The following is an 18,943-nucleotide window of genomic DNA, read 5'->3' on the forward strand; positions in this document are numbered from 1 at the left end:
GGGGGCTCGGATGCTGCGCAGCATCCGAGCCCCCTTCGCGTCGGAGAACTACTCGACGATGTCTTCGGCAGCGATCACCGGAATCGCCGCGGTGATCGTCTCCAGACCCGAGAGGCGCGCGGGAGCGAGCTGCTTCGTGACCTCTTCACGCGACATGAGCCCCGCCTCGACGACGAGGTCGGCGACGTTGCGGTTCGTCAGCAGCGCCGTCTTCGCGAGAGCCGCCGACGCCGCGTAGCCGATGAACGGCGTGAGCGCGGTGATGACGCCCACGGAGGATCCGACCATCGCGCCCAGGCGGTCGCGATTCGCAGTGATCCCGTCGACGCAGTTCACGCGGAGCGTCCACATCGCCTGGCGCATCCAGGTGATGGACTGGAAGATCGAGTGCGCGATCACCGGCTCGAAAGCGTTGAGCTGCAGCTGCCCTGCTTCCACCGCCATCGTCACGGTCATGTCGGAACCGACCACCGCGAAGGCGACCTGGTTGACGACTTCCGGGATCACCGGGTTGACCTTGCCGGGCATGATGCTGGAGCCCGCCTGCATCGCGGGGAGGTTGATCTCGCCGAGGCCAGCCTGCGGACCCGACGACAGCAGCCGCAGGTCGTTGCAGATCTTCGAGAGCTTGATCGCGTTGCGCTTGAGGGACGACGAGAACGACATGAACGAGCCAGTGTCGCTCGTGGACTCCACCAGGTCGGTCGCCGTCTGCAGATCGAGACCGGAGATCTCACGCAGGTGACGGAGCACGGCACGCGAGTAGTTCGGGTGCGTCGTGATGCCGGTGCCGATCGCGGTGGCGCCCATGTTGATCTCGAACATGAGCGAGGCGTTCTCGGTGAGACGGCTGTAGTCCTCGCCGAGCGTGGTGGCGAAACCGTGGAACTCCTGGCCGAGAGTCATCGGTACGGCATCCTGCAGCTGCGTGCGGCCGACCTTCAGGATGTCGTGGAACTCGCGGGACTTGCCGAGGAACGACAGACGCAGAAGGTCGAGCTCTTCGAGCAGCTCACGCAGGGTCAGCGAGAGTCCGATCTTGATCGCCGTCGGGTAGACGTCGTTCGTGGACTGGCTGCGGTTCGTGTGGTCGATCGGTGAGAGGAAGCCGTAGTCGCCCTTCTCGCGTCCGGCGAGCTCGAGCGCGACGTTGGTGATGACCTCGTTCGCGTTCATGTTCGTCGATGTGCCGGCGCCACCCTGGATCACGCCGACCACGAACTGGTCGTGGAACTCCCCATCGATGACCTTCTGCGCGGCGCGGTCGATCAGATCGGCACGCTCGGCGTCGAGCACGCCGATCTCCTTGTTCGCACGGGCGCTGGCCTGCTTCACCATCGCGAGAGCGCGAATCAGATCCGGGTACACCGAGATCGGTCGCTTCGTGATCGGGAAGTTCGCGGCGGCGCGGGCGGTGTGCACACCCCAATACGCATCGGCGGGGATTTCCATGCTGCCGATCGAATCGGTCTCGGTACGAGTCAGGGCAGGCGCATCAATGGCCATGTCACATCCTTGTGGGTCGTGGCGGGTAGAAGGAGGGGGATGCCACCAGTCTAGGCCGCTCAGCGCCCGGGTTTTCGAGAGAACGCTTCCAGCCGTTCGTCGGGAGACAGTTCGGCCATCCGCGCGAGCCACTCCGCGGAGAAGTACGACCCTGTGTCGGCCTGCACCACCGGTACGACGCTGTGCGTGATCCCCTCGGGCCGCACATGCACGAGCTGAAAGGCCTGCGCGGCATCCATGCCGTTGACATCCGCCGCTGGCCGGGCCAGGTTCATCGTGTAGCAGGTGGCGGATGCGACGCTCACCGGGATGCCCGCGAATGTGCCGTGGGCGGAATAGTGGAGGTGTCCGGCGAGGATGCCGCGCACATCACTGCCACGGAGAACCGCGGCGAGTTCCTCCTGATGACGCAATTCCAGAATGTCGAAGAACGACACGTGACTCGGCAGGGGCGGATGATGCATGGCCAGGAGCGTCCCGTGCGGCGCGGGAGTGCGCAGTTCCGCGGCCAACCACGCAAGCTGCTCCTCGCCAAGGTCACCGTGGTGCCACCCGGGGACGCTCGTGTCGAGAGCGATGATCCGCAGGCCGTCGAGGTCCCACACCCCCGTGACCGGTTCCTCTGTGGGCGGCAGGTCGAGAAGATGCTCACGCAACGCCGGACGCTCATCATGGTTTCCGGCCACCCAGATGAGCGGGGCGCCGAGATGAGCGGCGACCGGCTCCACAGCCGCGCGCAGTCGTCGATAGGCGTCCGGCTCCCCCAGGTCGGCGAGGTCGCCCGTGATGACGATCGCCGCTGGATGGGGATGTACGGCGCGGATCGCGTCGAGAGTCTGGGCGAAGTTCTGCTCGACGTCGTAGCGCCCGCCCAGCTTGGCGCCCGACGCCAGGAAATGCGGATCGCTGACATGGATGATCACGTGCGATGCGGGCTCATAGCGTCCGAACACGGGAACGTGGTCGCTTCCTGACATACCCTCAGCCTAGGCGGCTCGTACGACACTCACCCACTACGCGATCGACGGCCTGCTTCTCGACCGTCTCACGACGCCGATCAACCCCGAGACGTCGACGGATGAAATCGTCGACGCCCTCGTCCGCGGACTGATCCGCTGACGAGGGCGTCGATGATGCTCGGCTCAGTGGCCGATGACGATGATGAGGATTCCGCCGATCACGGCCAGAGCACACAGAGCGAAGCAGCCGTATGCGCCGACGAGGGCGAGCCGCTTCTGCCCCTCCGTGAGCGGGCTCTTACGAGCCGCCTTCGCGGCGGCCTTCTCGGCACGACGCAGCTCCTTCGGCGTCACGACGGTGATCGCGTCCGTGAACTCCGCAGGGCTGACCACGGGGGCGTGTCCGCTGCGAACGAGCAGACGGAGACCGACCGCGTAGAACGTGACGATCGCGGCCGCACCGATGAGCGAGGCGATGAAGACCTGGAGGAAGGCCAGCCAGTTGATGACGACGTTCACTTCTCAGCCTCCTTCGTGGCGGCACTGGGCGTCGCATCCGCCGTCGCAGGCGGGTCCACCTTCGCTTCGGCCTTCTCCTGCTTCTTCCGAGCAGCCTTCTTCTTGGCCTTCGCCTTCTCCCGCTCTTCTGCGCGGCGGCGAGCCTCGGCCTTCGCATGCTCGATGCGCAGCTGACGGTTCGTCGGCGGCGGGGTGTCCGGAAGCTCGACCACATGGCCGGATTCTGCGACATCGCTCATCGCATTCGACGACGTGACCATGTCACGACGCGAACGCAGGTACAGACCCACGATGACCGTGAGCGCGATCACAGCGTCGATCACGATGCCGAGAGTGCCGAAGTGCTTCGCGATCAGCGCCGCGATCGCACCGACAGCCCCGGCTGCGGGCAGCGTGAGCAGCCAGCCGATGCCGATGCGACCGGCGGTCCGCCAGCGCACCGTCGATCCCCGGCGCCCGAGGCCGGAGCCGATGACAGAACCGGAGGCGACCTGGGTGGTCGAGAGCGCGAAGCCCAGTGCGCTCGAGGCCAGGATCGTGGCCGAGGTCGAGCTCTCAGCCGCGAACCCCTGCGCGGGCTTGACCTCGGTGAGGCCCTTTCCGAGCGTGCGGATGATGCGCCAACCGCCGAGGTAGGTGCCGAGGGCGATCGTGAACGCACACGCCGCGATGACCCAGAACTCGGGCTCGTGGTGTGCATCCGACTGCCAGCCCACCGTGATGAGCGTGAGCGTGATGATGCCCATGGTCTTCTGCGCGTCGTTCGTTCCGTGCGCGAGAGCCACGAGCGAGGAGGTGAAGATCTGACCCCAGCGGAAGCCGTCACGCCCATCGGGCTTGCCGTCGTAGCGACGGGTGACCGAGTAGGCGATCTTCGTCGCGATGAACGCGATGACGCCCGCGGTCAGAGGCGCGATGAGCGCCGGAAGGATGATCTTGGAGAGGACGACACCGAAGTCGATGCCCATGCCGCCGACGCCGGCGAGCGTTGCACCGATCAGACCGCCGAACAGGGCGTGAGAAGAGCTCGAGGGAAGGCCGAGAAGCCAGGTGAGCATGTTCCAGGTGATCGCACCGATCAGACCCGCGAAGATGATCGGCACGAAGACTTCGGCCCCCATCTGGCGGATCGCATCTTCTCGCACGATGCCGCCGGAGACGGTCTTGGCGACCTCGGTGGAGAGGAAGGCTCCGACCAGGTTGAGGGCGGCAGCGAGGAGGACGGCGACCTTGGGCTTGAGGGCACCGGTGGCGATGGGCGTGGCCATCGCGTTCGCGGTGTCGTGGAAGCCATTCGTGAAGTCGAAGAACAGTGCCAGTGCAATCACCAGCACGACGAGGAGGGCTGCGGTTTCCACCGTTTGCTTTCGTTGGGAGGGAAAGTGGGTGTGCCGACGGGATCGGCGTGACGAACGAAAAGTTCACCGTGGGTACAACATCCGTTAAGGAGCCCGGTAAATCCTCCCACTCGCCCCGGCGCGGGTCAACTTGGGTGGGCTAGCGTGGATGGGTGACTCCAGACGCTCCCGATACCGCTCTTTCCGCTCCTCGCGCCGACCGCCGAGACACCGTCCGCAGCCACCACGGTGACGACGTGATCGACGGATACGAATGGCTTCGCGCCAAAGAAGATGCCGATGTCATCGCGCACCTTGAGGCGGAGAACGCCTACACCGATGCACGCACGGCGCACCTCGCAGATCTCCGCGAGACGCTGTTCGGAGAGATCAAGTCGCGCGTCAAGGAGAGCGACCTTTCCGTGCCGACTCGACGCGGCGACTGGTGGTACTACGGCCGGACCGTCGAGGGCGCGCAGTACGGACTTCAGTGCCGCGCGCGCGTGACCGACGCGGATGACTGGACCCCACCCCTCCTCGACGCCGCGCAGCCGGTTCCCGGTGAGCAGGTGCTGCTCGACAGCAACGTCGAGGCCGAAGGCCAAGAGTTCTTCTCGCTCGGCGCGTTCGATGTGTCGGATGACGCGACACGACTGCTCTGGTCGACGGACGTCACCGGTGACGAGCGCTACACGGTGCGTGTGCGCGACCTGGTCACCGGCGAGACGCTGAGCGACGAGATCGCGGATACCGCGGGCGCCTTCTTCACGCCCGACGGCGAATCCGTCATCTACACGACCGTGGATGATGCCTGGCGTCCCGACACGCTCTGGCTGCACCGCCTCGGCACCCCGGTCGCAGATGATGTGAAGCTCTTCCACGAGCCCGACGAGCGCTTCTGGCTCGGTGCGGGGATCACCCGCAGCCGTCGGTACCTCGTGATCGGTGTCGGTTCCAACATCACCTCCGAGGACTACCTGGTCGACCTCGACGACCTCACGGCCCCGCCCCGCGTCGTGTGGCCGCGCCGCGAAGGTGTCGAGTACTCGGTCGACCACACGGTCGTCGACGGACGCGATGAACTGCTGATCCTGCACAACGACGGCGCCCTCGACTTCGAGCTGGTGCGCGTGGCGGCCGATGACCCGCAGGGTGAGCGGCACGTCGTGATCGCGCACGAAGCAGGCCGCCGGTTGGAAGACGTGGACTGCTTCCGCGACCACACGGTCGTCGAGTACCGCCGCGAAGGCATCAGCCGCGTGGCTCTCCTGAACCCCGCAGACGGCGCACTCGACGAGCTGTCCTTCGACGAGCCGCTCTACTCCGCGGGCCTCGGCGGCAATCCGGAATGGCACTCCCCCTTCCTGCGTCTCGGCTACTCGTCGTTCGTCACCCCCGGCACCGTCTACGACCTGGAGCTTGCAACCCGCACCCTGCATCTGCGCAAGCAGCAGCCGGTGCTGGGCGGCTACGACGCCGCCGATTACGACCAGGCCCGCGCCTGGGCGACGGCGGATGACGGCACCCGCGTGCCGATCTCCCTGGTCTGGAAGCGCTCATACGGCGCCCCGGGCGACACACCCCGAGCGCTCCACCTCTACGGCTACGGTTCCTACGAGCACTCGATCGACCCCGGTTTCTCCGTGGCCCGGCTCTCCGAACTGGACCGCGGCGTCATCTTCGCCGTCGCGCATGTCCGCGGCGGAGGCGAGTTGGGGCGCGGATGGTACGAGTCGGGCAAGCTTCAGAACAAGAAGAACTCCTTCTCGGACTTCGTCGCGTGCGCACAGCACCTGATCGACACGAGTGTCACCTCGCCGTCGCAGATGGTCGCCGAAGGCGGGAGCGCGGGTGGCCTCCTCATGGGCGCCGTCGCGAACCTCGCCCCGGAGCTGTTCGCCGGCATCCTGGCATCCGTTCCGTTCGTCGACGCACTGACCTCGATCCTCGACCCCTCGCTGCCGCTGACGGTCATCGAGTGGGATGAGTGGGGCGACCCGCTGCACAACGCCGAGGTCTACGCGTACATGAAGTCGTACTCCCCGTACGAGAACGTCCGCGAAGACGTCACTTATCCCCCGATCCTCGCGGTCACCTCCCTGAACGACACCCGGGTGCTCTACGTTGAGCCAGCCAAGTGGGTCGCCCGGCTGCGCGAGGCCGGCGCTGAGGACGTGCTCTTCAAGTGCGAGATGGTCGCCGGTCACGGCGGCGTCAGCGGACGATACAACGCGTGGCGCGAGCGCGCCTTCGAACAGGCGTGGATCCTCGACCGTCTCGGGCTCGCCGACTCCTGAGTCCTGACGACGAATGCCCCGTCCGCTGCAGCGGACGGGGCATTCGTCGTCAGGACGGGAGGCGACTCAACCGAAGAGCGCCGCCGCCTCGTCGTAGCGGCTGCGCGGAACCGTGTTCAGCTCGACGAGCGCGTCTGCCAGCGGAACCCGAACGATCTCGGTTCCGCGCAAGGAGACCATCTCACCCCACGCCTGGTCGACGATGGCATCGGCGGCGTGCAACCCGAGTCGGGTCGCCAGCACACGGTCGAATCCGGAGGGCGAACCGCCGCGCTGGATGTGTCCGAGAACGGTCGAGCGCGTCTCGATCCCCGTGATGCGCTCGATCTCGGGAGCCAGGATCTCGCTGATGCCGCCGAGACGCGGACGATTGAAGGCGTCGAGGCCCTTGTCGCTGTATGCCTCATCCATGCCGGAGAGGGTGAATCCCTCGGAGACGACGACGAGCGGCGCACGTCCTCGTGCGTTCGCGCTGGAGACGAGCTCGCAGATCTCTTCGATCGACATCGGCACTTCAGGGATGCAGATCGCGTGTGCGCCTGCGGCCATTCCGGCGTGCAGGGCGATCCAGCCCACGTGACGACCCATGACCTCGGCCACCATGCAGCGCTGGTGCGAGTCGCCGGTCGTGCGCAGACGATCCATCGCGTCCGTCGCGATGTTCACGGCGGTGTCGAAGCCGAAGGAGTAGTCCGTCGCCTTGAGGTCGTTGTCGATCGTCTTCGGAACGCCGAGAACGTTGATGCCGTCATTCGCCAGGCGGTTGGCGGCAGCGAGCGTGCCCTCACCGCCGATGGCGATGATCCCGTCGATGCCGTGAGCCGCCAGCGTCTTGGCGATGTTCTCGGCGCCGCCCCGCTCGCCCTCATAGGGGTTGGTGCGGCTCGTGCCGAGGATGGTTCCGCCGACCTTGGAGAGCCCCTTCACCTCGTGGCGCGTGAGCGGGAAGAAATCGCCTTCGACGACGCCACGCCATCCGTCGCGGATGCCGACGAACTCGAGGTCGTACGTCTCGGTGCCCTTGAGCACGACGCCGCGGATGACCGCGTTGAGGCCGGGGCAGTCGCCGCCGCTGGTGAGGATGCCGATCTTCATACTGCTGCCTTCACACGTTTCGGGAGGGGTGGGAACGAAGGCGACGCTGCCTCTCCTCGACCATAGCGGCGCAAGGGCGTTCGGCGCCATTCGACAGCGCCGAAAATCCGGATTCTTTACAGTCCTCTCGGGCAGATTCGTCCTTTTTTGCACGAAGCCCCGCTCTACGCACTGTGATCAGTGCGAAGAACGGGAATTCTTTACGCGTCTGCTCCGAGCGCCTGACGCAGCAGGTGCATGAGCGCCGCAAGCTGCACGGGCTCTCCCGCGACGACATCAAGCGTCTCGCCGTCGAGCGCACGGGCCGCCAGGCCCTGCTTCTGATCGATGAGCTCGGCAATCTTGGTGTCGATCGTGTGCGCGGCGATGATGCGCCATGCCGTGACCGGCTCGTCCTGACCGATGCGGTGCACGCGGTCGATCGCCTGCGTCTGCTCTGCGGCGGTCCAGCTGAGCTCCGCCAGGACCACGTTGGAGGCGGCCTGCAGGTTGAGCCCGACGCCAGCTGCGGTCAGCGAGCACACCGCGATGCCGACGGCGGGGTCGCCGTTGAAGTCGTCGATCGCCTGCTGGCGGACGGTCGTGCTCTGGTCACCGCGGATCGAGACCGCACGGATCCCGGACGCCGCGAAGTGCGCCTCCGCCTGATCCATGACGTCGATGTGCTTGGCGAAGAAGACGACCTTGCCGACCGAACGCTGCAGCTGCACCGCATAGTCGGCGGCGAGCTGCGCCTTGGCCTGACCGATCTTGCGGACCATCGTGAAGACGTTGTCTCCGCCCGTTCCGGCGGCCTTGGACTCTTCGAGCTCATTGAGGGCGACAAGACGCACGATGTCGTCGTCGATCTCGCCAGGAGCGAGGCCTCGATCGCCGCGCGCGTCGATGATGCGGCGGTACTTCGCCGCGAGGCGCTCTCCGAGCTCACGCTCCGCCTGACGGATGCTGCGCCCGAACTCATCATCCAGCTGCACCGGCAGGTCTGCGATGAGCTTGTCCGGGAGGTCGGCGGCGACGTCCTTCTTCTTCCGCCGCACGATGCCCATCGAGATGACCGCGTCGCGCGCCTCGGGATAGAACGCCTTGTCAGCCGGGGTGAGCCCCGTGGCGTCGAGCTTCTCCATCAGCTTCGGCGCAGGCTTGTCGCCCGTCGTCCAGCCCAGGAACCGCCAGATCGCATCGAAGTCCTCAACGTCGTTGATCAGCGGGGTGCCGGTGAGTGCCATGAGCAGCGGGTTTCCGCCGGGCGTCGACTCGCGGACACGGGCGGCGAGGGCCAGCACGTTCTGCGAACGCTGCGAGCTGAGGTTCTTGATGAAGTGCGCCTCGTCGACGACCATCCCCCGCAGGCCGATCGCACTCAGCCAAGACAGGTGACGGTCGAGGATCTCGTAGTTGACGATGAACACGTCCGCGAAGGCATCGATATCATCCCCGTCGCCCTGGATGACGGTGGCCCGGCGCTGGGGCGTCCAGCGCTCGACCTCGCGCGCCCAGTTCATCTTCACCACGTTGGGCACGACGACGAGCAGCGGGTAGGCGTTGGCGACGGATGCGGCGAGCACCGACTGCGCGGTCTTTCCGAGACCGGGCTCGTCCGCGAGCAGGAAGGTGCGGTGACCAGCGCGCACGGACTCGAGGAAGCGCGACTGGTGCACCATGACCTCAAGCCCCTTGGGCGAGATGTGGTCGTACTCGGGAACCGGCGGCAGCTCCATCGACGCGGCGGCGCCTCCGGCACCCGTCTCGAATGCCTTGTACAGCGGGCTCATGAGCTCCCAGCCATCGAGCCGACGTCGCGGCGTGCTCGTCGCACGGGGCGTCAGATCTGGCGCCAGGAACGGGTTGGCGAGCTGGCGGGCCTCGATCGTCGGCGGGATGACCTGACGCTCGGCGATGGCCGCCGGCACCACGGGCGCCGCGACAGGGGCGATGTCGGTGATGATGAGCTCTTCCGGCGCGAGCTCGGCACCCGATTCGAGCAGCCAGTCGCGTCGCATCCGCTTGGCGACCGGGCTCGTGGCCTGGTCGGCTTCCAGCAACTGGATCAGCGAGGTGTCGCGCGCCGCGGTCTTCGCAAGGATCGTCGCGACGCCGTCGAGGCGCTTGAGCAGCTCGGCGCGCGCGGCGTCGGCGATGGTCGCGTCGGCCTTGACCCGCGCACGCTCCTCCCGCACCAGGAACGCGATGACCTGGAACTTGACACGATTGGTGGGTCCGAGCTTTCCGCGCTGGGACTTTGCTTCGATCTCACGCACCTTGCGGGCGAGGATCGGAATCAGCGGCGCCTCATCGTCACGACGTGACGTCTTCTTGCGCCGGGCTGGGGCCGTGGTCGGCATGCTCCTCCTGAGCGTGAATGCCAGAACGCCTGCTGCACAGGCGAACACTGCGAATCGTCGCCCGCATGCGGCATACGCCAGGACTGCGCGGGCTTTGCGTGTCTCTCCGAGCGGGCAAGGGGCACGCAGATCGGAAAGAACCTGCCGTCAGTTTACGGCATCAGGCACCAAGATTCCGCGAAACCTCGCCGGAACGCGCCGACACTCGAGGAATGCGTCGGCTCTGTGCCTGCTCACCGCGCCGCGGCGTCGCGGTCTGCCGCATCCGCGAGCAGAGTTCGCGCCTGCACGACATCGCTTGCGATGCTCTCTTTGAGCGCCTCTATTCCGGCGAAGGCTGTCATGCCTCGCAGACGGTGTGTGAACTCGACGGTGACGGAATGCCCGTAGAGGTCGAGACTCGTCTCGTCGATCACGTGCGCCTCGACCTGGCGCGCGTGCACGTCGTCGAAGGTCGGGTTGACACCGACGGAGATGGCCGCCGGGTGGCGCACGCCGTCGGTGTGATCGACGAGCCAGCCCGCGTAGATCCCGTCAGCGGGGATCATGTCGTCGAGCACCGCTGGGAGGTTCGCGGTCGGGAAGCCGAGCTCGCGCCCGCGCTTGAATCCGTGCACGACCTCACCGCGCACACTGACCGGACGGCCGAGCACCGCAGCCGCAAGCGCCACATCGCCCGCGGCGAGAAGTTCGCGGATCCACGTCGAGGAGACGCGACGGTCGGTTCCCTGCAGGAAAACGTCCTCGACGATGTCGACCGTGAAGTCGTACTCGGCGCCCAGTTCGACGAGCAGGGCGGGGGTGCCCGCACCACCCTTGCCGAATCGGAAGTCCCGCCCGACCAGCACCATCGACACGTGCAGAGCGTCCACGAGCAGCGAGCGCACGAAGTCTTCGGCGCTGCGCGCCGCCAGCTGCTCATCGAAGGTGAGCACGAGCACGGCGTCGATCCCGGTCGCTTCCAGGAGTTCGAGCTTGCGATCGACCGTCACGACGTTGTCGGGGCAGCGATCCGGGCGCAGGATGCTGAGCGGGTTGCGGTCGAACGTCACGGCGACCGTCTTGTGCCCGAGCTGCGCGGCGTCTTCCTTGGCGCGTTCGACGATCGCCCGATGTCCGGCGTGCACGCCGTCGAACTTGCCGATCGCGACGACCGTGCGTCCGAAATCGGCGGGGATCTCGCTCGGGTCGCGGAAGACGATCATCGGGCGTCCCGTCGGGGATGGTGCATGCGCAGCCACCAGATTCCGAACACCGGCAGCAGCAGCGGAATGAACAGGTAGCCGATTCCGAACTGCGACCACACGGTCGGGTGCTGGAAGAGCGCCGGAAGGAGCAGGCTCAAGGCTCCGACCACGATCACGCCGGAAAGCTCGAAGACGATGGCGATCCATGCCACGGTGTACCAGCCGGGCCGCCCGGCTCGCACGAGGGCGACCGTCGCCACGATGTAGACGACGGCGGCGACCGCGGACAGCACGTAGGCCAGCGGCGCCTCGTCGAAACGCTGCGCGATCTGGACGAACGAGCGCCCCGTCGAAGCCAGCGCCATGACGGCGTACACGATCACCAGAACGCGCCCGATGCCGGTCATGCGGGCGGTCGGTGCGGTCTGCGCGGAATCCTGGGGGGCGATGCTCATAGCGCCTTCCAGTCTAAAGCGCAGGGAGGGTCCAGATGACCTGCATACGCCAGAGCATCACCGCGACCGAGAGTCCTACGACGCCCATGATGACGGTGCTCCACTTGCTGCGCTCCAGCAAGGCCCACACGGCCCCGCCGATCGGCAGGAGCGCGGCGGAGATCAGGTACGTCCAGAACTCCAGCAGGTCGCCGGTCGGGGCATTGCCGACGAACGGTGCGACGATCGCGACGATGATCTGCAGGATGAGTCCCAGCTCGATCAGGGCGAGCGCGCCGACGGAGAAGTCGCTGGGACGACGTCCGAGGAATCCCGCGCCGAGACAGAAGAGGCCGCCGATGACGGCGATCGCGATCTGGACGATCGTGAACCACAGGATCATGCGCTGACCTCCGGCATGTTCATGGCGCTCTTCAGGTCTGCGCCGCGCTTCTCGACGACGCCGACGAGGACGTCATCCGGATCGATCGCGGCGGCCTGGGCCTCGGCCATCCGCTCTGCCTGTCTGCTGAGCCGTTTCCCATGGCGCAGATCGCGTGCCTCTTCGGCGGTCACGGTCAACACAGGCAGCACGCGCGCGGCGGCCTCAGCCGGAGAGAGTGTCGCCGCCCCTTCGAGGGCGTCGATCGCGACGGCATCCGCGACATCGAATGCGCCCACTCGTGTGCGACGCAGCGCCGTCAGGTGCCCGCCAACCCCGAGATCTGCGCCCAGGTCACGAGCGAGCGAGCGGATGTAGGTGCCGGAGGAGCATTCGACGATGACGTCCAGGTCGTGGAAACCCGCCCCCGTACGTTCGGCGATGACCTCGAAGCGCGAGATCGTCACACGACGTGAGGTCAGCACGACGTCCTCCCCCGCCCGCACTCGGTCGTACGCGCGCTTTCCATCGACCTTGATGGCCGATACGGCACTCGGCACCTGGTCGATCTCGCCGCTCAACGCGGCGATTCCCGCAGAGATGCGCTCAGCGGTGACCTCGTTCCAGGCATCCGCCGACGCCGTCGCGGTGACCTCGCCATCCGCGTCGTCTGTGTGTGTGGACTGTCCGAGACGAATCGTCGCGTGGTAGGTCTTGTCGGCGCCGACGATGTAGGTCAGCAGCCGCGTGGCCCCTTCGATGCCGATGACAAGAAGACCCGTCGCCATCGGATCCAGCGTGCCGGCATGCCCGACCTTGCGGGTACCGAACGCTCGCCGAGTGCGGGCGACGACGTCATGACTGGTGAGTCCCCCGGGTTTGTCGACGAGGAGGATGCCGGGTGAGACCATGCATCCAGCCTATGCGGTCGGCCGCAGCGCTTCCGCCTGGCCGCACCGGCCATACGCTGGAGAGATGCGCGCGACAGCAGAGGCCCTTCCGGAGGGGATCGACCACCTCATCACCTGGTATCAGGACAACGCGCGCGATCTGCCCTGGCGGCGCGCCGACTTCCACGAGCGCTATGGCGCATGGGGCGTGCTCGTGAGCGAGTTCATGTTGCAGCAGACCCCGGTGAACCGCGTCATTCCGCACCTCGCCGCGTGGCTCGATCGCTGGCCGACGCCCGCGACGCTTGCCGCGGCCAGCCCCGCAGAAGTCGTGCACCAGTGGGCGAGCCTCGGATACCCGCGGCGGGCGCTGTGGCTGCATGGCGCGGCATCGCGCATCGTCGCTGAGCACGAGGGGCAGACGCCCCGCGATGTCGAGGCGCTCCTCGCGCTCCCGGGCATCGGCGACTACACGGCGCGGGCGGTGGCGGTCTTCGCGTTCGGCGATCATCACCCCGTGGTCGACACCAACACCCGTCGCGTCCTGGCGCGCGCATTGCACGGACAGGCGCAGCCTGCTCCCCCGTCCCGGCGAGATCTCGACGACATGCGCGCCCTGCTGCCCGAGGATGTCGGCGATTCCGCGATCGTGAACGCCGCGATGATGGAGCTCGGTGCGACGCTGTGCACCGCCCGCACGCCCCGTTGTGCCTCGTGCCCGCTCGCCGCGCAGTGCGCGTGGCGTGCCGCGGGCTTCCCGGCGGGCGAGGACCGTCGACGGAAGCAAGCCGCCTACGAGGGCTCCGACCGGCAGACACGCGGCGCGATCCTGCGCGCACTGCGCGGGGCTGCCGACCATGCGCTCCCGGCCGAACTCACGATCGCGGACTGGCCGCGACCTGAACAGCGCGACCGCGCGATCGATTCGCTGATCGCCGACGGGCTCATCGAGGCGGATGAAGGGATGCTGCGGCTGCCACTCTGACCCGCGGACGCACGGATGCCCCGGAGAGTGGATCTCCGGGGCATCCGCATCGTCACGGTGAGAGGTCAGGAGCGGCCCTGATCTCCCTCACACAGGGATCACGCGCAGGCGGCGACGAGCTCCCATGCACCCCAGGCGGAAGAGCCGGGACGCTCGCCCTGCGACCACCACTTGGCCTTGTAGTTCGACCCCTGGTAGCTCACGGTCGAACCGCCCGGGTAGGCAGATCCCGAGGCCCAGGCTGCGACACATGCTGTGCCGGTCGAACCATCGGTTGATCCATCGGTCGTGCCGTCCGTCGTACCGTCGGTCGTACCGTCGGTCGAGCCGCCGTCCGTCGTGCCGTCCGTCGTACCATCCGTCGTGCCGTCGGTCGAACCGGGTGCGCAGGCGGAGACGAGGTTCCAGACGCCGCCGTTGCCGGGGGTCTCGTTCTGCGTCCACCACTTCGCGGTGTACTCGGAGCCGTTGTGCGACACCTTCGCGCCACCGGTGTAGACCGCCGAGGCCGACCACGCCGGGCTCGTGCAGGCCCCGGTCGAGCCGTCGGTCGACCCATCGGTCGTCCCGTCGGTGGTCCCATCCGTCGTCCCATCCGTGGAGCCGTCGGTCGTGCCATCCGTCGTGCCACCGCCGTTGCCGGGATCCGTCGCAGGTCCCGTCGGAGCAGCGCGCAGCGCATCCGCCATCGTGCCGACGAGCTCGCCCTGACGGTCACCGGTGAGGTCCCACCACATCGCGCCGCCGAGACCGAGGTCCACGAGGTACTGCGCCTTCTGCGCGGTCGTGCGGGTGTCGTCGTAGCTCCACCACTGGTTGCCGTCGTAGCGCCATGCCGCGCCGATCGCGGCGTCGTAGTATCCGGTGCCGAGGTTCTTCAGCTTGTCGTAGTCCTCGTTGCCCTTCTCCCACGTGCCAGGGCCGGCCGCCGTCGCAGGACCCCAGGCGTTCGCCGAGGTCGCGCCCTGCCAGCCGCGGCCGTAGGCCGCCAGGCCGATGCCGAGCTGCGCCGGGTTGATACCGGTCTTCAGGTACTCGCGCACGCTCTTGTCGACGCTGAACTGACGGTGCGCGGGGCGCGTGTCCGTCGGGTCGTCATACAGGTTGCCCTGGTGCCCCGTGAGCGACGTGTCCCAAGCACCGTGAAGGTCATACCCCTGGATGTTGCCGAAGTCGAGGTAGTTGTAGAGCTCGGGGTCGTTCCAACCACCCGCGTTGATGTCCTCGACGTTCGCCGGGAGGAAGGCGGAGAGCTGGTACTCCTTGCCGCTGGTCGCCGTGATGGCGTCCAGCTGGGTGCGGAACTCCTTCAGCAGCGCCTTGAAGTTGGCCTTGTCGTTGACCTCGTCGACGATGTTGCCGACCTCGCCGTTGTGCGAACCGGGCCACTCCCAGTCAATGTCGAACCCGTCGAACACGCCGGCGGCGGCACCTGCGCCACCACGACCGTCGATCACCGGCAGGTTGCCCTTGATGTAGAGGTTGATGCAGCTCGAGACCAGCTTCTTCCGCGAGGCATCCGTCGCCGCGGCTGCAGAGAAGTTCTTCGACCAGGTCCAGCCGCCGAGCGACAGCATGACCTTCAGGTTGGGGTTCTTCGCCTTCAGCTGCTTGAGCTGGTTGAACGAGCCGGCAAGAGGCTGGTCCCACTTGTCCGCGACGCCGGCGACCGAGTTGGCTGCCGTGTACCCCATGCCGAAGTCGGCCCAGGCGTCACCGGCGCCGTCCGAGCCGTTGGGGCCCGTCCCCTGCGCCTTGTTGGCGATGAAGCACTCCAGCGTCTGGTGGTGGATGTTGCCGAAAGAGTAGTTGATGTGGGTCAGGTCCGCTGCGGTGCCGGACACATCCAGCTGCTTGGCCTGGAAGTTGCGGCCGTACACACCCCACTGGGTGAAGTAGCCGACGTTGCGGTATCCGTTGACCGCGCTCGGCACCTGCGCCTGCGCGCTGACACCCGGCTCGGTGGTGGCGGCTGCAGCGGGAACGCTGGCAACCGTGGCGAACGTCGCGACCGTGGCCGCCGTGGCCAGTGTCGCGATCGCGGCGGCGATGCCGCGACGTGGTTTTCTCAGTGTCATTATCTTCTCTCTCTGAGCGGATGCGGGGCATCCGCAGGGTGTTCCACCCGGCTGACGGCCGAGGGACGTCAAGGAGGTGGGGCGGCGTCACCGCCGCCCCACCCGCGTACTCAGCAGCGAGCGCCCTCGCCCCACACGGCGTTGGTGCCGGGGGTGTCGCCCTGCGTCCACCACTTGGCCGTGTAGACCGAACCGCCGTGGCTGACCTTCGCGCCGCCGGTGTAGACCGCAGAAGCACTCCAGGCCGCGACCGTGCACGAGCCCGTTCCGCCCGTGCCGCCGCCCGGGGTGGTGCCTGCGCTCGGCTCGACGACCGTCACACCGCGCGGCAGGTCGTAGAGCGTTGCGAAGGTCTGGTCACCGACCGTGACGCGCAGGTTGGAGATCTGCGTCATCGGCAGACGCCAGGAGAACTTCGTCCATACCGATCCACCTGCCGGGATACCGCCCGTGGGCACCTTCAGCGAGTAGGTGTGGAAGTCGCCCTTGAGGCCGCCGACATTGCTGCCGGTGTGATCGCTGGACAGCTTGGTGATTCCCCAGCCGCCCTGCTCGCCCAGCGCACCGGTGTCGCTCGTTCCGGTGTCGAAGGTGATCGTCGCCCCGGCCGGGATCGCGGTCGCCGAGTTGTTCGTGAAGGTCACCTTGGGGTTGATCGGGTAGTTGTTGTCCCCCAGCGCGAACTCCGTGAACTTCACATCGAGCTTGATCGCCTTCGTCGGCATCGCCACGTTGGCCTTGGCCGCGTCATACGGCTGAGAGGCCGACAGGCGCGTGTGCAGGATGTCGACGAGCGTGGAACCCATCTCGTACTGTCCCTTGGCCTGGTTGTAGCTGTAGTCACCGGCGAGTTCCCAGATCATCACGCCGCCGATGCCGTTTTCGGCGACGTAGTTCGCCTTGGCCGTGGTCGCCTGGTCGGCGTCACCCGAGAGGAACGTCTTGGTGGTGTTGTTCCACCACCACTCGACCTTTGTCGTCGGGTCGAAGTGACGTGTGTACGAGCCGTTCAGGGTCGTCGGTGCGCCGTACGACGCCGCGTAGTCACCGGCAATGCCCTTCTCGAGGTTGAGCACGTGCCAGATGGGGTTCGCACCCGCGCCGATCTCGCCGCCGTGCTTGTCGAGGTCACGCCACAGGTTGTTGATTCCGACGGCGCCGGCGCCGCACTTGGAGTTTCCGCCGTTCGACGGACCGGTTCCCGGAGGGCACTTGGACTGATCTGCCAGCGGCGCCGAGCCGTAGAGGCCGTTGGTCCCGCCCTGCACGCCATCCCAGCCGCGCGTGTACATCGGCATGCCGATGTTGATGCGGCCCGCCTGCATCGCACCACGGAAGTAGTGGTACGCCCAGTCGGTGTTCAGGTAGCCGATGTTGCTGTAGGCGTTGTAGACACCGCCGGCTGCGAGCTCCGGGTCTTTGCCGTCGTCGAACAGCGCACCGTTGCCGCCGACGAAGTTGTTCCACGATCCGTGCAGGTCGTAGCTCATGATGTTGACGTAGTCGAGGTACGGGAGGATCTGGTGCACCTCCGCGCCGCGCAGCAGCCAGCCGGATGCGGGAGCGGCGACCGTGAGCATGTAGTGCTTGCCGTCGGCAGCGCCCGCGACGTCGAGCTTCTCGCGCAGCGTCTTCATGAGTGCTTCGTAGCCCGACCACAGCTTCGCGCGGCGCGGCTCGGAGAATGAGAAGTCATCCGGGCTGCCGGCCTTGCCGTTGCTGTTGGCGTACTCGTAGTCGATGTCGACGCCGTCGAACCCGTAGGTGCGGATGAACTCGACTGCGGAGGTCGCGAAGGTGTCGATCTTGGCCTGCGTGTCGGTCATCGTGTAGAAGCCACCGTCAGCGACGCGGTTGCCGTCTGCCCCGAAGTGGCCTCCGGTCTCCGCCCACCCGCCGACGGAGACGAGCGCCTTCACACCCGGGTTCTGCGCCTTGTAGGTGTTGAGCATGTTGAAGTGCCCCGTGTACGGAAGCGACGCGGTCATCGCAGCGCCAGGCTCCTCCGGCCAGGTCATGTCGGTGGCCGCGTTGCCGGGGACCTCCGCGTTGACCGACACCTTGCCCTGCGAGTTGATGTGCGCGAAGGCGTAGTTGATGTGGCTGAGCTTCTTCCACGGGATGTCACTGGCCAGGTAGCTGGGCTGGCCGTTCTTTCCGGTACGCCAGCTCGTGAAGTAGCCGATCACGCGGTGCTCGAGACCGTTCGGAAGAATCTCGCGACCATTCGTGTCGTAGATCGAGCAGTAAGGGACGTTGACGCCCGGGGTCTGGTAAAGGCCATCGGGGCGGCAAGTCTCGTCAGGGTTCGAGGTCCACGGCGTGCCCTCGGTCGCACCGTCGGTGCTGCCGTCCGTCGTCCCGTCGGTCGTACCGTCCGTGGTGCCGTCGGTCGTACCGTCCGTGGTGCCGTCGGTGGTGCCGTCCGTGGTGCCGTCCGTGGTGCCGTCCGTCGTACCGTCGGTGGTGCCGTCCGTCGTCCCATCCGTCGTACCGTCGGTCGTACCGTCTGTGGTTCCGTCGGTCGTACCGTCGGTGGTGCCGTCGGTGGTGCCATCGGTCGTGCCCGTGCTGCACGCCCCCTGGTTCTCCCACGCGCCCCAGGCACTGCTGCCCGGAACCTCGTTCTGGGTCCACCACTTCGCGCGGTAGTTCACCCCGTTGTGCGAGGCGAGTCCGCCTCCGGTGTACACGGCGGTTGCCGACCACGGCGTCTGGCACTCCGCTGTCGCCGCGGAGGCGGCGGTGCTCGTCGCGACAGCGAATCCTGCTGTCACGATCGCGGCGGTCGCCAGCGCACCTATGCGCAGGCGAACCGATGAGCGTTGTCTTGCCATGAATGACCTTCTCTACTCTGGCTGCGGCGCCCGCGAAATGACGGGTCGTGATTGCAACCTAGTGAGAAGGATCCTCGGCGCACATTAGGGGTTTC

The 18,943-nt window shown here is 66.9% G+C and carries 14 protein-coding genes; 2 read left to right on the top strand and 12 right to left on the bottom strand.

Annotated elements, in window-relative coordinates; translation table 11 throughout:
• Window positions 1-48 precede the first annotated feature (48 nt).
• The 4 genes from AC1REM_RS13500 to AC1REM_RS13515 form a co-directional block, all read right to left on the bottom strand.
• Window positions 49-1,506 carry an aspartate ammonia-lyase gene (locus AC1REM_RS13500; protein WP_492515069.1) on the bottom strand — a complete coding sequence of 486 codons (1,458 nt, stop codon included), beginning with the start codon at window positions 1,504-1,506 and terminating at the stop codon, window positions 49-51.
• Between the two features lie 59 nt (window positions 1,507-1,565).
• Window positions 1,566-2,483: a phosphodiesterase gene (locus AC1REM_RS13505; protein WP_492515070.1), complete on the bottom strand. Its 918-nt coding sequence runs from the start codon at window positions 2,481-2,483 to the stop codon at window positions 1,566-1,568.
• A gap of 165 nt (window positions 2,484-2,648) precedes the next feature.
• Window positions 2,649-2,984 carry a peptidase gene (locus AC1REM_RS13510; protein ID WP_492515071.1) on the bottom strand — a complete coding sequence of 112 codons (336 nt, stop codon included), beginning with the start codon at window positions 2,982-2,984 and terminating at the stop codon, window positions 2,649-2,651.
• Entirely contained in the window at window positions 2,981-4,342 is a 1,362-nt protein-coding gene (locus tag AC1REM_RS13515) for an inorganic phosphate transporter (RefSeq protein WP_492515072.1), read from the bottom strand. Before AC1REM_RS13515 ends, AC1REM_RS13510 begins: the two co-directional genes overlap by 4 nt.
• Window positions 4,343-4,494: 152 nt before the next feature.
• On the opposite strand from AC1REM_RS13515, the gene AC1REM_RS13520 reads away from it, so the two are divergent.
• On the top strand, window positions 4,495-6,618 hold the full coding sequence (locus AC1REM_RS13520) for a S9 family peptidase (RefSeq protein WP_492515073.1): 2,124 nt from the start codon (window positions 4,495-4,497) through the stop codon (window positions 6,616-6,618).
• Window positions 6,619-6,684: 66 nt separating this feature from the next.
• On the opposite strand, the gene AC1REM_RS13525 is transcribed toward AC1REM_RS13520, so the two are convergent.
• The 6 genes from AC1REM_RS13525 to truB all read right to left on the bottom strand — a co-directional run bounded on the left by AC1REM_RS13525 (window position 6,685) and on the right by truB (window position 12,969).
• The gene (locus tag AC1REM_RS13525; RefSeq protein WP_492515074.1) at window positions 6,685-7,713 is read right to left on the bottom strand and encodes an ATP-dependent 6-phosphofructokinase; all 1,029 of its coding nucleotides are present in this window, start codon (window positions 7,711-7,713) and stop codon (window positions 6,685-6,687) included.
• 200 nt (window positions 7,714-7,913) lie between these two features.
• A complete protein-coding gene (locus tag AC1REM_RS13530; RefSeq protein ID WP_492515075.1) occupies window positions 7,914-10,055 on the bottom strand; it encodes a DEAD/DEAH box helicase in 2,142 nt (713 codons plus the stop codon).
• A gap of 233 nt (window positions 10,056-10,288) precedes the next feature.
• On the bottom strand, window positions 10,289-11,260 hold the full coding sequence (locus AC1REM_RS13535) for a bifunctional riboflavin kinase/FAD synthetase (protein ID WP_492515076.1): 972 nt from the start codon (window positions 11,258-11,260) through the stop codon (window positions 10,289-10,291).
• Window positions 11,257-11,649: a hypothetical protein gene (locus AC1REM_RS13540; protein ID WP_492515497.1), complete on the bottom strand. Its 393-nt coding sequence runs from the start codon at window positions 11,647-11,649 to the stop codon at window positions 11,257-11,259. Before AC1REM_RS13540 ends, AC1REM_RS13535 begins: the two co-directional genes overlap by 4 nt.
• Before the next feature lie 61 nt (window positions 11,650-11,710).
• Entirely contained in the window at window positions 11,711-12,079 is a 369-nt protein-coding gene (locus AC1REM_RS13545) for a hypothetical protein (protein ID WP_492515077.1), read from the bottom strand.
• Entirely contained in the window at window positions 12,076-12,969 is an 894-nt protein-coding gene (truB, locus tag AC1REM_RS13550) for a tRNA pseudouridine(55) synthase TruB (RefSeq protein WP_492515078.1), read from the bottom strand. Before truB ends, AC1REM_RS13545 begins: the two co-directional genes overlap by 4 nt.
• Window positions 12,970-13,033: 64 nt before the next feature.
• Between truB and AC1REM_RS13555 the strand changes: the two genes are divergently transcribed.
• Window positions 13,034-13,933, top strand: a complete 900-nt coding sequence (locus AC1REM_RS13555; protein WP_492515079.1) for an HhH-GPD family protein — start codon at window positions 13,034-13,036, stop codon at window positions 13,931-13,933.
• A gap of 98 nt (window positions 13,934-14,031) precedes the next feature.
• Here AC1REM_RS13555 and AC1REM_RS13560 read toward each other — a convergent pair whose 3' ends face one another.
• Window positions 14,032-16,011, bottom strand: coding sequence for a glycosyl hydrolase family 18 protein (locus AC1REM_RS13560; RefSeq protein WP_492515080.1), 1,980 nt, complete (start codon window positions 16,009-16,011; stop codon window positions 14,032-14,034).
• A gap of 110 nt (window positions 16,012-16,121) precedes the next feature.
• On the bottom strand, window positions 16,122-18,848 hold the full coding sequence (locus tag AC1REM_RS13565) for a glycosyl hydrolase family 18 protein (protein WP_492515081.1): 2,727 nt from the start codon (window positions 18,846-18,848) through the stop codon (window positions 16,122-16,124).
• Window positions 18,849-18,943 lie beyond the last annotated feature (95 nt).

Source organism: Microbacterium sp. GW823-FHT02G05 (assembly GCF_058797175.1).